The 14,916-nt window shown below is 63.0% G+C and carries 13 protein-coding genes; 10 read left to right on the plus strand and 3 right to left on the minus strand.

The genetic code is table 11. The annotated features are described in order from the left end of the window. Window positions 1-29 precede the first annotated feature (29 nt). Window positions 30-2,231, minus strand: a complete 2,202-nt coding sequence (gene katG / locus K3555_RS05255) for a catalase/peroxidase HPI (RefSeq protein ID WP_260007657.1) — start codon at window positions 2,229-2,231, stop codon at window positions 30-32. A 208-nt stretch (window positions 2,232-2,439) separates the two neighbouring features. Between katG and K3555_RS05260 the strand changes: the two genes are divergently transcribed. The 4 genes from K3555_RS05260 (at window position 2,440) to K3555_RS05275 (ending at window position 6,278) form a co-directional block, all read left to right on the plus strand. Next, window positions 2,440-3,357 (plus strand): LysR substrate-binding domain-containing protein, encoded by a 918-nt coding sequence (locus K3555_RS05260; protein ID WP_260007658.1) that lies wholly within the window; start codon window positions 2,440-2,442, stop codon window positions 3,355-3,357. 201 nt (window positions 3,358-3,558) lie between these two features. Continuing rightward, window positions 3,559-4,620 (plus strand): Hint domain-containing protein, encoded by a 1,062-nt coding sequence (locus K3555_RS05265; RefSeq protein ID WP_260007660.1) that lies wholly within the window; start codon window positions 3,559-3,561, stop codon window positions 4,618-4,620. A gap of 317 nt (window positions 4,621-4,937) precedes the next feature. Then, on the plus strand, window positions 4,938-5,558 hold the full coding sequence (rpsD, locus tag K3555_RS05270; RefSeq protein WP_027258072.1) for a 30S ribosomal protein S4: 621 nt from the start codon (window positions 4,938-4,940) through the stop codon (window positions 5,556-5,558). A gap of 150 nt (window positions 5,559-5,708) precedes the next feature. Continuing rightward, window positions 5,709-6,278, plus strand: a complete 570-nt coding sequence (locus K3555_RS05275; protein ID WP_129370154.1) for a PA14 domain-containing protein — start codon at window positions 5,709-5,711, stop codon at window positions 6,276-6,278. Between the two features lie 84 nt (window positions 6,279-6,362). On the opposite strand, the gene K3555_RS05280 is transcribed toward K3555_RS05275, so the two are convergent. Beyond that, window positions 6,363-6,824 (minus strand): Lrp/AsnC family transcriptional regulator, encoded by a 462-nt coding sequence (locus K3555_RS05280; protein ID WP_259990794.1) that lies wholly within the window; start codon window positions 6,822-6,824, stop codon window positions 6,363-6,365. Between the two features lie 105 nt (window positions 6,825-6,929). On the opposite strand from K3555_RS05280, the gene K3555_RS05285 reads away from it, so the two are divergent. The 5 genes from K3555_RS05285 (at window position 6,930) to K3555_RS05305 (ending at window position 13,136) form a co-directional block, all read left to right on the plus strand. Beyond that, window positions 6,930-8,354 carry an aminotransferase class V-fold PLP-dependent enzyme gene (locus tag K3555_RS05285; protein WP_260007662.1) on the plus strand — a complete coding sequence of 475 codons (1,425 nt, stop codon included), beginning with the start codon at window positions 6,930-6,932 and terminating at the stop codon, window positions 8,352-8,354. Between the two features lie 171 nt (window positions 8,355-8,525). Beyond that, on the plus strand, window positions 8,526-10,172 hold the full coding sequence (locus K3555_RS05290; RefSeq protein ID WP_260007664.1) for a peptidoglycan-binding protein: 1,647 nt from the start codon (window positions 8,526-8,528) through the stop codon (window positions 10,170-10,172). 131 nt (window positions 10,173-10,303) lie between these two features. Beyond that, complete coding sequence (gene hisC / locus K3555_RS05295) at window positions 10,304-11,389, plus strand: histidinol-phosphate transaminase (RefSeq protein WP_260007665.1); 1,086 nt, start codon at window positions 10,304-10,306, stop codon at window positions 11,387-11,389. After that, window positions 11,386-12,318, plus strand: a complete 933-nt coding sequence (locus K3555_RS05300; RefSeq protein WP_259997784.1) for a prephenate/arogenate dehydrogenase family protein — start codon at window positions 11,386-11,388, stop codon at window positions 12,316-12,318. The genes hisC and K3555_RS05300 overlap by 4 nt, the downstream gene beginning before the upstream one ends. Next, on the plus strand, window positions 12,315-13,136 hold the full coding sequence (locus K3555_RS05305; RefSeq protein WP_260007666.1) for an extensin family protein: 822 nt from the start codon (window positions 12,315-12,317) through the stop codon (window positions 13,134-13,136). Before K3555_RS05300 ends, K3555_RS05305 begins: the two co-directional genes overlap by 4 nt. 160 nt (window positions 13,137-13,296) lie before the next feature. Here K3555_RS05305 and K3555_RS05310 read toward each other — a convergent pair whose 3' ends face one another. Beyond that, window positions 13,297-14,295, minus strand: a complete 999-nt coding sequence (locus K3555_RS05310) for a DUF2125 domain-containing protein (RefSeq protein ID WP_260007667.1) — start codon at window positions 14,293-14,295, stop codon at window positions 13,297-13,299. Window positions 14,296-14,362: 67 nt separating this feature from the next. On the opposite strand from K3555_RS05310, the gene K3555_RS05315 reads away from it, so the two are divergent. Beyond that, window positions 14,363-14,893: a gamma-glutamylcyclotransferase gene (locus K3555_RS05315; protein ID WP_260007668.1), complete on the plus strand. Its 531-nt coding sequence runs from the start codon at window positions 14,363-14,365 to the stop codon at window positions 14,891-14,893. The last annotated feature ends 23 nt before the right edge of the window (window positions 14,894-14,916 follow it).

Consider the following 14,916-nt stretch of genomic DNA (forward strand, 5'->3'; position numbering starts at 1 on the left):
AAGCGCCTTCTTTTCAAGTAAGGTGCTGCTTATGCCGCCAGATCAAACCGGTCTGCGTTCATCACCTTGACCCAGGCCGCCACAAAGTTCCGCACAAACGCCGCTTCGCCGTCCGCCTGCGCATAGACCTCGGCCAAGGCCCGCAGCTGCGAGTTGGAGCCGAACACCAGATCCGCGCGGGTGCCGGTCCACTTCACCGCTTCGCTGGCCCGGTCACGGCCCTCATAGGTGCCGTCGTCCGTCGGCTTCCACTCCACACCCGCATCGGTGATATTTGCGAAGAAGTCGGTGCTCAGCACGCCCACCCGGTCGGTGAACACGCCATGTTTGGAACCGCCATGGTTCGCACCCAGCACCCGCAGACCGCCAACCAGCGCGGTCATTTCCGGCGCGCCAAGGGTCAAAAGCTGCGCCCGGTCCACCAGCATCTTCTCAGCCGGAACGCTATAGGCGGCTTTCTGGTAGTTGCGGAAACCATCGGCCTCCGGTTCCAGCACCGCAAAGCCTTCGGCGTCGGTCTGCTCCTGGGACGCGTCCGTCCGGCCCGGTGTGAACGGCACCGAAACCGGGTGGCCTGCAGCCTTGGCGGCTTCCTCAACACCGGCGCAGCCCGCCAGCACGATCAGATCCGCCATCGAGATCTTCTTGCCGCCTGCAGCGCTTGCGTTGAACGCGGACTGGATGCCTTCCAGGGTGTTCAGCACCTTGGCCAACTGGTCCGGCTGGTTCACCTCCCAGTCCTTTTGCGGTGCCAGACGGATACGGCCGCCATTCGCGCCGCCGCGCATGTCGGAGCCGCGGAAGGTCGAGGCCGAAGCCCAAGCGGTCGAGACCAGCTCGGAAACCGACAGCCCGGTTGCCAGGATTGTGGCCTTCAGCTGCGAGGTGTCCTGTTCGTCCACCAGCGCATGATCCACTGCCGGGAGCGGATCCTGCCAGATCAGATCTTCGGCAGGCACATCCGCGCCCAGATAGCGCGACTTCGGTCCCATGTCGCGGTGGCACAGCTTGAACCAGGCGCGGGCAAAGGCATCGGTGAATTTCTCCGGGTTGGCATGGAAATCGCGCGAGATTTTCTCGTAGGCCGGGTCCATCCGCAGCGACATGTCCGCAGTGGTCATCATCGGCGCATGGCGCTTGCTGGGGTCATGCGCGTCCACCACCATATGCTCCGGTGCCACGTCCTGCGCGTGCCATTGCTGCGCACCTGCGGGGCTTTTCTCCAGCTTCCACTCATAGCCGAACAGCACGTCGAAATAGCCCATGTCCCAGGTTGTCGGGTTCGGCTTCCAGGCGCCCTCGATACCCGAGGTCGTAGTGTCGCCGCCCTTGCCGGAGCCATGCGCATTGATCCAGCCAAGGCCCATCTGCTCCATCGCGCCGGCTTCAGGTTCAGCCCCAACCAGCTCAGGATCGCCGGCACCATGCGCCTTGCCAAAGGTATGGCCGCCCGCAACCAGCGCCACGGTTTCCTCGTCGTTCATCCCCATGCGGGCAAAGGTGTCCCGCACATCCAGCCCCGAGGCGACAGGGTCCGGGTTGCCGTTCGGCCCCTCGGGGTTCACATAGATCAGGCCCATCTGCACAGCGGCCAGCGGGTTCTCCAGGTCACGGTCGCCGGAATAGCGCTTGTCGCCCAGCCACTCGGTCTCGGTGCCCCAATAGATGTCTTCCTCCGGCGCCCAGATGTCCTCGCGGCCGCCGCCAAAGCCAAACACCGGACCGCCCATAGATTCAATGGCGCAATTGCCTGCCAGGATTATCAGATCGCCCCACGAAATGCTGTTGCCGTACTTCTGCTTGATCGGCCACAGCAGGCGGCGCGCCTTGTCCAGGTTGCCGTTATCCGGCCAGGAGTTCACCGGCGCAAACCGCTGGTTGGCGGTGCCGCCGCCGCCGCGCCCGTCCGCGGTGCGGTAGGTGCCTGCGCTGTGCCAGGCCATGCGGATAAACAGCCCGCCGTAATGGCCATAGTCCGCTGGCCACCAGTCCTGGCTGTCGGTCATCAGCGCAAACAGATCCTTCTTCACCGCTTCCAGGTCCAGCTTGTTGAAGGCCTCGCGGTAGCTGAAATCAGCCCCCATCGGGTTCGACTTGGGCGAATGCTGATGCAGGATCTTCAGGTTCAGCTGGTTCGGCCACCAATCCTGGTTCGAGGTGCCGCCGGCATCGGTATTCAGCGCCGCGCCGTGCATCACCGGGCATTTTCCTGCGGGGGTGTTTCCGTCCATATTCTTCTCCGATCGTGGCTTCAAATAGTTGAACTGCGTCGTGGCAGAAATGTTCCCGGATCAGTCCAGCAGCGCAGGCACCGCCTGAAAATGCACTGGGGGCAAAAACTGCTGTTGCCGGGAGTCCCTGTTGTTCTGCAGAGGAGGCTAGCAGGGAAATTCCATTGGATTAAGTTGCATTTATTCATCGCAGTGATAATGAAATCCTATGATGAACGTGACTCTCCGTCAGATGCGCTATTTTGAGGCGCTGGCCCAGCACCGCCATTTCGGCCGTGCGGCAGATGCCTGCGCAGTGTCGCAGCCCGCTTTGTCGGTTCAGATCAAGGAGCTGGAGGAAGCGCTGGGGGTGCAGCTGGTCGAGCGCGGCGCCCGCCAGGTGCGGCTCACCAGCCTGGGTGAAGATCTGGCAGGCCGGGTGCGCGGTATTTTGCGATCAGTTGATGAGCTGGGCGAGCTGGCGCGGGCGTCCCGGGAGGGGCTGGCCGGGCGGTTGCGGATCGGGGTGATTCCCACCATTGCGCCCTATTTGCTGCCGTCGATCGTCGGGAACCTGACCCGGCAATACCCGGAGGCTGACATCCGAGTGCGCGAAACCGTGACCCCAAGGCTGCTGGAAGAACTGGGAGAGGGCCGGCTGGACACGGCGATTGTGGCGCTGCCGGTTTCGGAACCGGCCTTTGAGGAGGTGGCGCTGTTCGAAGAGGATTTTGTGCTGGTGCGGCCGGGCGAGGACACCGGCAAGCCGGTTCCCGGTCCCGATGGTTTGCGCGAAATGCGCCTGCTGCTGCTGGAGGAGGGGCATTGCTTCCGCGATCAGGCGCTATCGTTCTGCAATATGCAGTCGGCGGCCCCGCGCGAACTGCTGGATGGCAGCTCGCTGTCAACCCTGGTGCAGATGGTCAGCGCCGGAATCGGCGTCACGCTGATTCCCGAAATGGCCATCCCGGTCGAGACCCGCTCGGCTGTTGTCTCGGTCGCGCGCTTCCGGGACCCTCAGCCGGCCCGCACCATTGGCATGATCTGGCGCCGTAGCAACCCGCTTGCGCGGCAGCTGCTGCAGGTGGCAGAAGTGGTTCGGCAGGCTGCGCAGACCCTGCGTTCCAGCTATAGTCCGTTGAGTTGAAATGGATTTGTTTAGTATCTGTGGACAATCATCCGCCCTGTTTTCCAGCGATTGAGTGCCGCCAAAACTGCTGCAACCGCATGAGGATTGATGCCTAAAGGGCACGCTCACAACCATTTTACGGCATTGCAGTTTCGGGCCGGAAGGTGCGTTGTTAAGCTTTCGTTAATAAAAAACGAGTTTAGGCAGGCATACAGGCAGATGAAAACGGGCTTTCGTGGCACGTTTGTTGTTTCCTGGTCGCAAACCGAGATTGACGGCCTTCCGGCCGCACCGGTTGACGCTCTTGATGTAGGGGCGGCCTGGTCCTGGCATGGCGATGCTGTGCGGGTGGACGGGCCGGCAGAGCTGTTGCGGCTGGACATGGCAAATGGCGAGGCAGATTTGCGCCGCCGGGCGGCACGGTCGGTGCGCCGGCTGGTCGGTGCGGTTGTTCAAAACCGGACCGATGTCGATTCGGTCAAGGTGGACGAGCCGCTGATGGACAGCAGCTTTGTTGTGACCAACGGCGTGCAAAGTTTCACCGTGACTCTCATAGAGGTGGGGCCGGGCCAGCGCCCGCTTTTGATGTTCGTCGACGAGCTGCCGCCGCGCGGTGCTGATCTGTGGGTGGTGCATCATTCGCTGGGAACGGTCAGCGCCGATCGTCCGCAGGGCGAAACCGGTGTGATCTGCTTTACCCCGGGCACTTTGATCGCAACACCCGGCGGCCCGAAGCGGGTTGAGCGGCTGCGCGAGGGCGAAAAGGTGCAGACCCGCGACAATGGCGCCCAGGAAATCCTCTGGATCGGCTCCCGCCGGATCAGCGGCGCACGTCTGTTTGTGATGCCGCGGTTGCGCCCGATCCGCATTCACGCCGGGGCCTTGGGCATTGACCGCCCTGAGCGGGAGCTGCTGGTCTCGCCGGATCACCGGATGCTGTTGCGCGGCGACCGGGTGCGGGCGCTGTTCAATACGCCCGAAGTTCTGGTGGCGGCAGGCGATCTGGTCAACGGCCGTACTATCCTGCCCGACGCCTCGGTGCGGCAGGCGACCTATATCCATATCATGCTGGCCAATCACCAGGTGCTTTGGGCCAATGGGGTTGAGACCGAAAGCTTCCACCCCTCCAATGCATCCCTGACAGCGCTCAGCGACAGCGACCGGGCGCGGCTGTTCCATCTGCAGCCCGGGCTGGAGCGCAACCCGCTGGGTTATGGCGCCTATGCGCGCCGCAACCTCAACGCATCCGAGGCTGCGATTCTGGGCCACGAGGCGGCCTGATCCGTTACCCGAACGCTGCCAGGCGTCCGGGCTCTTGCTGATTTCGCGGATTTCCCTGCGAAACCTGGCTGGCCGATGTTGACTCTGTCCCATCCCCCTATATAAGCGCGGCTTCATTGGTGTTGGCGGCCCTCGCAAGGGGATGCCTGTCATGCCCGGATCCTGGATCCGGAGCAAGAGGACAACGCCCTTAATAGTCACGGCTTGCCCGGGGCGGTTCAAACCAGACGGTTGTCAATGCAGATCGCGTTCGCAGCCCGAAAAGTGGGAACCGGTTTTCGGAGCAAGCTGCGAAACCACTAATAAGGAGATCAGCCGTGACCAAACGCACGTCTGCCAAGTACAAAATCGACCGCCGCATGGGCGAAAACATCTGGGGCCGTCCGAAGTCCCCGGTCAACCGCCGCGACTATGGCCCCGGCCAGCACGGTCAGCGCCGCAAGGGCAAACTGTCCGACTTCGGCATCCAGCTGCGCGCCAAGCAGAAGCTCAAGGGCTACTACGGCGACCTGACCGAAAAGCAGTTCCGCCGCATCTACGGCGAAGCCGTGCGTGTGAACGGCGACACCGGTGAAAACCTGATCGGCCTGCTCGAGCGCCGCCTGGACGCCGTTGTTTACCGCGCCAAGTTTGTGGCAACCGTCTTTGCGGCCCGCCAGTTCGTGAACCACGGCCACGTGACCGTGAACGGCAAGCGCGTCAACATCCCCTCCTACCGCGTGAAAGAGGGCGACGTGATCGAAGTCCGCGACAAGTCCAAGCAGATGGTTGCCGTTCTGGAAGCCACCCAGCTGGCCGAGCGCGACGTTCCCGATTACATCGAAGCCGACCACTCCAAGCTGAAGGCAACCTTCGTGCGCACCCCCGGCCTGGGCGACGTGCCGTACCCGGTTCTGATGGAACCGAACCTGGTTGTGGAATTCTACGCCAAGAACTAAGCCTGCTGCCGTCACGGCACATGGCGAAAGGGCTGCCCTGCGGGGCAGCCCTCTTTCGTTTACAGTATCTCCGGGGCCGTATTGGCAAAACCCGGTAGCCCTGCGCGCCGCCTGCCACTATCCTGCCTGTAAAACGACAGGGAGTGAGTGATGAAAACCTATCTGAAGGCTGCCGCCGCGATTGCAGTCCTGACCGCCGCCTCCGCAGGCGCTGCACCGCTGAAGCTGGTCCCGGCAGACCCGCAGCCCTCCGGCGTCAAGCCGGGTCTGTCGGTGGTCTATGCCTATCCGCATGATGTGAAATCTCTGGTTGAGGCCTCCTCGGCGCTGAAAATCTCCAGCGAGCGGGGCCAGCCCATCGCGGGTCTCGACAACCGTGACACGGAGGAGGGGCAGAACACGCTCACTTCCAAACGGGCGCTGAACGTCGTGGCCCGGATCACTGGCTATGTGAAGATTGACCAGCCCGGCATCCACAATATCGACTTTCTCACCAATGACGGGCTGCGCGCCCGGGTCGGCGGCCAGGTGGTGGGCGAATACGATGGCCGCCAGTCCTGCGACAGCACCATCCTGACAGAAGTAGAGGTGCCGTCAGCGGGCTGGTATCCGGTTGATATCCTTTACTTCCAGCGCCTTGGCACTGCCTGTCTGCACATGCGCATGGGGCCGGACGGCAAGCGCCCGAAATGGATGAAGAACAGCGCATTTGGTCACTGACCCGCAGCTTCTTTCTGGGCGAAAATACCCCGGGGGAAGCCCGCAGGGCCGGGGGCAGCGCCCCCTCTTTCCCAACCCGCCGGGCTACAGCGGCAGCGGGCGCCCCTCGGCGATGGCTTCCATCGCGAAGTAAGACGTCACGCTGTCCAACTCCACCCCCGAGATCAGCCGCTGATAGACCTTGTCATAACTGGCCATGTCCTCGGTCACCACTTTCAGCTGGTAGTCGTAATCACCGCCAATGCGGTGGAAATCCACCACCTCTGGGATCGTCAGCACATGGCGGCGGAATTTCAGCAGCCAATCCGCCGAATGATGCCGGGTACGCAGCAGCACAAAAACCACCAGATCCAGCCCCAGCTGCTTGCGGTCGAGCCGTGCAGTCGAGCCCTTCAGCAGCCCGCTGTCGTTCAACGCTTTCAGCCGCCGCCAGCAAGCGTTCTGCGACAGGCCCACCTGATCGGCCAGCTCCCGTTGCGACAGGCTGGCATCCTGTTGCAGCGCGCGTAGAATGCTTCGGTCAATTTGATCGGCTGTTTTGCTCATATGCGGATCATATGACACAAGATTTGCATAAACTACTCAGTATTTGATAAAACTTCCGCACCAGTAATCGTTCATCTTGATTGCGAAAGATCACGGAGGCGCAACATGACCCTGGCAGCATTTAAACACACAATCCGGCAGGCCGCTCAAAACGGCGCCTTGGGCCGCAGCGTGATCGGCGACGGGGTGATGATCCCCGGTCTCGATGGCGAGGTGCCGCTGGTCTATGCCGATTACGTCGCCTCCGGCCGGGCGCTGCGCCAGGTCGAAGATTTTGTGGCAGGTCAGGTGCTGCCCTTCTATGCAAACTCCCATACCGAGGCGTCTTATTGCGGTACGCAGATGACCCGCCTGCGCCGCGAGGCCCGGGCTGAGATCGCCCGCATGACCGGCGCCACTGGGGATGATGCGGTGATTTTCACCGGATCGGGTGCCACCGCGGGTCTCAACCGGCTGGTCAGCCTGTTCGGCGTGAACGAGGCTGTCCGGCCGGTTGTTTTCATCGGCCCTTATGAACACCACTCCAACATCCTGCCCTGGCGCGAAAGCAAGGCGGAGGTGGTGGAAATCCCCGAGGCCGCCGAGGGCGGTGTGGATCTGGCAGTTCTAGAACTCGCGCTGAAGCAGCACGCCGGCAGCGATCTGAAGATCGGCAGTTTCTCGGCGGCTTCCAACGTCACCGGCATCGTGACCGAACCTGACCCTATCAGCCGTCTGCTGCATGCGCACGGCGCACTGGCGGTCTGGGACTATGCCGGCGGCGGCCCGTATCTGCCAATCGACATGGGGCAGGGCGGGGCGGCACGTAAGGATGCCGTGGTGGTCTCGCCGCACAAGTTTCCGGGCGGCCCCGGTGCTTCGGGTGTGCTGGTGGTCAACTCAGGCGCGGTGCGCCGCCGCTGCCCGTCCTGGCCGGGCGGGGGGACCGTCAGTTTTGTGTCCCCATGGCAGCACGAATACAGCCTGGACCTGGCAACCCGCGAAGAAGCCGGCACACCGAATGTGATCGGCGACATCCGCGCAGCCCTGGTATTCCTGGTAAAAGAGGCGGTCGGCCAGGAGCAGATCGAAGCCCGTGAAGCCAGGTTTGCAGACATGGCCTGGGCGGGCTGGTCCGGCAATCCGCACCTGCAGATCCTGGGCCACCGCGATGCGCACCGGTTGCCGATCTTCTCCTTTCTGGTTTCGGACGGGGCCGGTAATCCGGTGCATCAGCAGCTGTTCACCCGCATGCTAAGCGACGTCTACGGTATCCAGGCCCGCGGCGGCTGCGCCTGTGCGGGGCCTTATGCACACCGGTTGCTGGGCATTGGCCGGCCGGAGTCGGAACGGCTGTTTGCCGACTTGAAGGCAGGCGAGGAAATGAAAAAGCCCGGCTGGGTCCGGCTCAACTTCTCATATCTGATGGAGGAGGAAACCGCGCAATACGTCATCGATTGCGTCAACGATCTGACCCGAAGGGCAGGAGGGCTTGCGGCCCGTTACAATGTCGATCCGGAAACCGCGCGGTTCAAGGCGCTGGTCGCCTAGAGACAAACAAACCGGGTGCTTTCCCGGGGCTGGGAAGCACCTCACATACACGTGATATGTAGGTATCGAACCCCTGTTTTTAAAGGGGGAAAATACAGATCAAATCCCCCGCGACGGCGCGAAGGGGTGCGTGGCACGCTCTAACTGTATTTTATTGATTGGAGCACTGTTATGGCCCTTAAGCTTTCCGCCCCTGTTGGTGACAAGAAACGGATCACCAAACCGGACCCCAAGACTGGCGAGAGCAAATTCAAGCCGGTCAAAAATGCCCCCGCAGATGTTGAGCTGGTCCGCCTGATGCTTAAGGCAAACGGCTATTCCATTGAGGTCAGCACCAAATGCGACGCCGGGCTGATCAACACGATCAAGGATTTTCAGAAAAAGAAGCTGGGTTTCAAGAAGCCTGACGGCATTGTCGACCCCGGCATGCGGACCTGGAACGCAGGCCTGCCGAAACTGGCGGCACAGCATTCTGCCGACACCAAAGTAGAGCGGATTGAAGTTGTCGAGAACGGCAAGACCAAGCTGATCACCGTGGCCGAGTTTGAAGCCGGGCAGGAGGAGCTGCGGCGCAAGCTTCTGGCCAAGGCCAACATGATGTACGGCCAGGCGGAGTCCTGGGTTGATTTCTGCAACGAGGTGGAAAGCACCCGCCAGGGCAACGACACCTTCCTGAACGCATTGACGGAATTTGCCGTTAGCGTTGTCAACGACAAGACCGATCCGCCCTGGACCCCGATCCTGAATGCCCGCTCTGAATCCAGCCTGCTGAAAACGCTGACGAGCAAGAAGAAGCCTGATTGGAAAAAGGTGTACAAACAGGATGTTAAAGCATCCAAAGCCTATAACACCGGCGGCAAGGCGTTTAAGAAATTCATTGACCAGCGGATCGCCACTGCCGGCGGAATTGTCTGGAAGCTGGAAGTGGTGCGCGAAGTGTCCTTTGCCGTGGTCGAAACCTATATGACCGCCCGCCTGGTCGCGACCAAGGGCATGTCCCCGGCCAAGGCCCACGCCATTGCCGCCGCCAGCACCGAAGCGCTGAAATCCAGCGCCGGCCAGCTGGGTGAGCATCTGGCGGGCAACAAGGTGACCTGGGATGGCGCCGCCAAGAAGGTCTTCATCGACAGCTTCATCGCAGGGCTTGCGGGTGCTGCTGGCGGCAAACTGACCTCCAAACTGTCGGCAGGGCTCGCCGATGATCTGGCCAAAGCCGCAGCCTCGAAACTCTCACGCGAGTTTCCCAAAAAGGCAGTGAAAGTTTTCTTTGAGAAGTTCCTGAAATCCAAGGCCGGCGAGGCGATGGTGACCGAGGCGCTGAAGGAAACCATCGGTCTGGCCAAGCCCCTGATCGAAAAGGGCCGCCCCCCGAACACCAAGGAGATCAAGGAAAGCATCGCCAAGATCCTGACCGCGGGCATCATGTCGGCGGGCGCAGGCAAAGCGCTGGACAAATTCTCTTCCGGATTCACCGGCGCTGCTGAAAAGTTCCTCAAGACCAAACTGGCACCTGCCGCCATGGAAGGCGCGGTCAAGAAGGACCTGATTGCCAAATACGGCACCAAAGCGACCGAGGATTTCATCAAGCTGCACGGCGACGCGATCTATGGCGAGATTGCCAAGCAGATCAGCGGCAAGTCGTTCAGCAAATACGCAGGCGAGGTTCTGACCAGCTCGGACGGGTCGCAATCGGCCTCGACCATGCAGAAGCAGGCCAATGAGGCGATGCGCAAGGACATGGAACTGCGCAAGCAGATCCAGAAAATCATCATGGCCGAAGCCAAACGCAAGATGCCCAAGTCGGCAGCGGCGCATTAACGCCGGCTGCACCGTCATTGGGGGCTGCTGCTCGGGGGGGGGGGGGCGGCAGCATAGGGGGAGCGTCATCTTGGTGCTTCCCCAGCAGCCTTTGGGCCGCTAGAACGGGCAGGAATTAAGGAGCCCGTATTATGACTCAACTCACACCGCAGCCCGGTATCATGGACATCGCTCTGTATCAGGGCGGGGCTGCTCATGTGAATGGGGTGAGCAATGTTGTGAAGCTCTCCTCGAACGAAAACCCGCTGGGCCCCAGCCCGCGCGCCATCCAGGCGATGCAGGATGCGGCGGCCAATATGCACCGCTATCCCAGTTCGGACCACGCGGCGCTGAGGCAGGCAATCGGCGAGGTTCACGGGCTGGAGCCGGAGCAGATCATCTGCGGTGCCGGCAGTGATGAAATTATTACATTCCTGTGCCAGGCTTATGCGGGCCCGGGGGATGAGGTGCTCTATACCGAACACGGCTTTGCCATGTACCGCATCAGCGCACTGGCTGCCGGTGCGACGCCGGTGGAGGTAAAGGAACGCGAGCGGGTCACCGATGTGGACGCTCTGCTGGCGGGCTGCACCGACCGGACCAGGCTGGTCTTCATTGCGAACCCGAACAACCCCACCGGCACCATGATCAGCGAAGGGGAAGTGGCCCGTCTGGCCGATGGCATCCCGGCGGGGGCTATCTTGGTGCTGGACGGGGCCTATGCCGAATATGTCGAAGGCTTCGATGCCGGCGCGGCAGTGATCGCATCCCGTAGCAACGTCTTCATGACGCGCACTTTCTCCAAGATCTACGGTCTGGGCGGTGCGCGGATCGGCTGGGGCTATGGCCCGCGGGAGATCGTCGGCGTGCTGAACCGGGTGCGTGGCCCGTTCAACGTCTCCAGCACAGCGCTGGCCGGGGCCGAGGCCTCGGTGCGGGATGCGGACTATGTGGACAACTGCCGGAACACGAACGCCAAATGGCGCTCTTGGCTGGCAAATGCCCTCGCTGAACTCGGCGTGCCCTCGGACGTCTCCAGCACCAATTTCATCCTGGCCCGCTTTGCCAGCCAGGCCGAAGCCGAGGCCTGCGACAGTTTTCTGCAGTCGCAGGGGCTGATCGTGCGCCGGGTGGCGGGATACAACCTGCCGAACGCACTGCGCATCACCATCGGCGACGAAGATGCCTGCCGCCGCGTGGCGCAAGGGGTGAAAGCATTCAAAGAGGGGCAGGCATGAGCAGTCAGGACAACAGGCAGGTTTACGGGCGCGTTGCGCTGATCGGGCTGGGCCTGATTGCGTCCTCGATGTACTGGGCGATGAAACGCGCAGGGCTGGCGGGCGAGGTCACAGGGTATGCCCGCAGCCTCGAGACCCGCGCAACCGCTCGCAGGATCGGCCTGTGCGACCGCGTCTGCGACAGCGCGCAGGAGGCCGTGAAAGATGCCGATCTGGTGGTGCTCTGCGTTCCCGTTGGCGCCATGGGCCCGGTGATGGAAGACATCGCCCCCCTGCTGAAACCCGGCGCCACGGTGTCGGACGTGGGCTCGGTCAAACGCCATGTGATCGACGCCGTGCTGCCCCATATCCCCCAAGGTGTGCATTTCGTGCCCGCCCACCCGCTGGCCGGGACTGAACACTCCGGCCCGGAATCCGGTTTTGCTGAGCTGTTCGACAACCGCTGGTCGCTGCTGGTGCCGGTCGAGGGCACCGATGCCGCAGCCACCGCCCGCCTGCGCGCGTTATGGGAGGGGATGGGCGCCAATGTTGATGAGATGGACGCCGACCACCACGACTTGGTGCTGGCCGTCACCTCGCACACGCCGCACCTGATTGCCTACACCATGGTGGGGGTCGCCGACGACCTGCGCCGGGTGACCGACAGCGAGGTGATCAAGTATTCCGCCGCCGGTTTCCGCGACTTCACCCGCATCGCGGCCTCGGATCCGACCATGTGGCGCGATGTGTTCCTGACCAACAAGGACGCCACGCTGGAAATCCTGGGCCGCTTCACCGAAGAGCTGTTTGCCCTGCAGCGCGCCATCCGCACCGGCGACGGCGACCATCTGCACGATTACTTCACCCGCACCCGCGCCATCCGCCGCGGCATCATCGAGGCCGGCCAGGACACTGATGCGCCGGACTTTGGCCGGGGGCAAAAGAAATGATCCGCGCGGGCGCCCTGCTGCTGGCAACGATGCTTGGCGGTGCCGCGCTGGCCGCTGCACCGGAAATCTCGCTTGCGCCGCCTGCGCGTCCGCAGGCTGATGCGGGCTTAGAGGCCGCTGGCATAGTTAATTCGCCGGAATTACGCCCGGTTTCACGCCCGCAATCGGAACAGATCCTGGCGGCAGCAGCCCGCCCCGCAGATCTGCCGCTGCTGGGGCCGGGATCATCGCTGCTGCCCTTTGCACGGCCGGACAGCCTGGCAGAGCAGGTGCTGTTCAAGCGCCGCAAGCGGCGCAAGGGATCGGTCTGCGGCGATATTGATATCCAGGGCGACAGCGTTGGCCACGTCTCGGGCACGCTGCCCGGCTGCGGCGCCAAGGATGCGGTGCGGGTGCGTGAAATTGCCGGGGTGCGGCTCAGCCAGGCCTCGCTGATGACCTGCAACACCGCGCGGGCGCTAAAAACCTGGATCAACCGCGAGGTCGAAACCGCCTTTGGCCGCCGTAACAAGGTGGTCTCCCTGCGCGTTGCCGCGCATTATGCGTGCCGAACCCGCAACAACCGCCCCGGTGCCAAGATTTCGGAACATGGCAAAGGACGGGCCATCGATATCTCCGGTTTCACCCTGGCCAGCGGCGAGACGGTGACGGTGCTGAAAGGCTGGCAGAACCGCAAGACCCGCAAGACGCTGAAAAAACTCTGGCGCGCAGCCTGCGGACCCTTCGGCACCGTTCTGGGGCCAGAGGCCGACCGCTATCACCGCGACCATTTCCACCTGGATGTCGCGCGCCACCGCGGCGGATCGTATTGCCGCTAGCGGTGTGCTCCCGCGCCTGAAAGTGCCCAGGGGCACATTACAGCCTTGGGCCGGGCGCGCTGCGCGCGCAAAAAAGTCTTGCTGAGAAACGCTTCAGGGGCTGGTTTTCCCTTTGCCTGTAGTTGGCCAATGGCGCGGCCCGTGACAGGCGGATACGCGGTCAGCGGATGATCAGCCGCGGGGCGCGGCCTAGGGGCAGAGGGCCAAGTGTCACGTAGCCGCCGGAGAACCCTAGCGTGATGTCCAGGTTCCGCGGGTTGCCGCTTGTTTCTGCCAGGAGGCTCAGCACCCGCTCGACAGAGCTGCGCAGGCTGGGAGGCAGCGCGCCGCTGCGTTCCGCCATCAGCACCAGCCCGCGCCAGTTTTCCGCCTGGAGCGTAATCCCGCCCTCCGGCAGGCCCTGCGCGTCCACTGCCAGCGTCCCGGCGGCCTTCAGCCGCAGATCGCCCCAGCGGGCTTCGGCCAGTTTCAGATCGATCCGGCGCGGCTGCGGCCGCTGCTGTTCCAGTGCGGCCCGGTCCCAGGGCGCGTCAAACTCAACCGTCAGCTCCAATGCCAGCGTGTCAAACCGTTCCGGCAGCGCCGAACTGGCCGCCAGCAGCCGCCGCCAGGCGGCGCGGGGGGCAAACTCAGCGGCTTCTGCCGTAATCCGGTAGATCGCAGGCCTGTCCGACTGCACCATGCGCAGGTCCAGTGACGCGCCGCTCAGCACCGCCTCGCCGCTTCTGGCGATCTGCCACGGGGCCGAGATCAGCGCCAGTTCCTCCATTTCCAGCGCCGCACCCGGCGCAAGATGCAGGCTGGCTTGCAGGCCCTGGGCCGTGATCACTGCGGTCTGGTCGAAATAGGATAGCCGCTGGGCCGAGGCAGGGAAGTGCAGGTCCAGCTTGCCTGGCCAGACAGCAGGGCTTGCCAGATCCAGCCAGTCCGCCCGCCAGGCGGTGCCGGTGCCGGGATCAGCCAGCGCCGGGCGGCTGATCCGGGTCATATGGCGGATAGGGTAGCCGCTGGTTTCAAGTGCAGAAAATTCCGCCTGCCAGCCCCGCCGCTCTTGCTCGGCAAACCAGGCCGCGATGCCGCTGCGCAGCCCCCAGGCTGCCGCCGCCCAATACAGGCTCCACACCATCAGGGCGGCAATCAGCAGTTTTGCCAGGCGCATCGGTTAGCCTCTTTTGTCCGGATCAGGATTGCTGTTTATAGAGGGGGAGCAGAAAGGGCCAGACAACATGACCATGTGGGTTTTCGGATACGGATCGCTTCTTTGGAACCCCGGCTTCCCGGTGGCGCGGCGCGAGGTGGCGGTGCTGCATGGCTATGCGCGGTCGTTTTGCATGACCTCGATCCATCACCGCGGCACCGAGGACCACCCGGGTCTGGTGCTGGCGCTGGACGAAACCGAAGGGGCCAACTGCAAAGGGCTGGCGCTGTCGGTCGAAGCCGGCCACGAGGAGCAGACGCTGGCAGAGCTGCGCGAGCGCGAGCTGATTTCCTCTGCCTACTTGGAGCGTGACCTGGAAGTGGAACTGACGGACGGCAGCTTTGTCACCGCCGTCACTTATGTGATCGACCCGCATCATGTGCAATATTGCGGCGGTCTTAGCCTGGAAAAACAGGCGCAGATGATCGCTCATGCGGTGGGCGGGCGCGGACCCAACACCGAATACCTCTATAACACTGCTGAGCATCTGGCGGAGATCGGCCTGCATGACAGCGACTTGGACTGGCTGGCGGGCCGGGTGCGGGACATCACCGCATAAAGCCTTGGCGCTTTTGACACTTT

Origin of the sequence: Leisingera sp. M527, from assembly GCF_025141525.1 — a bacterium.
In the GTDB taxonomy this organism is placed as follows: Bacteria; Pseudomonadota; Alphaproteobacteria; order Rhodobacterales; family Rhodobacteraceae; genus Leisingera.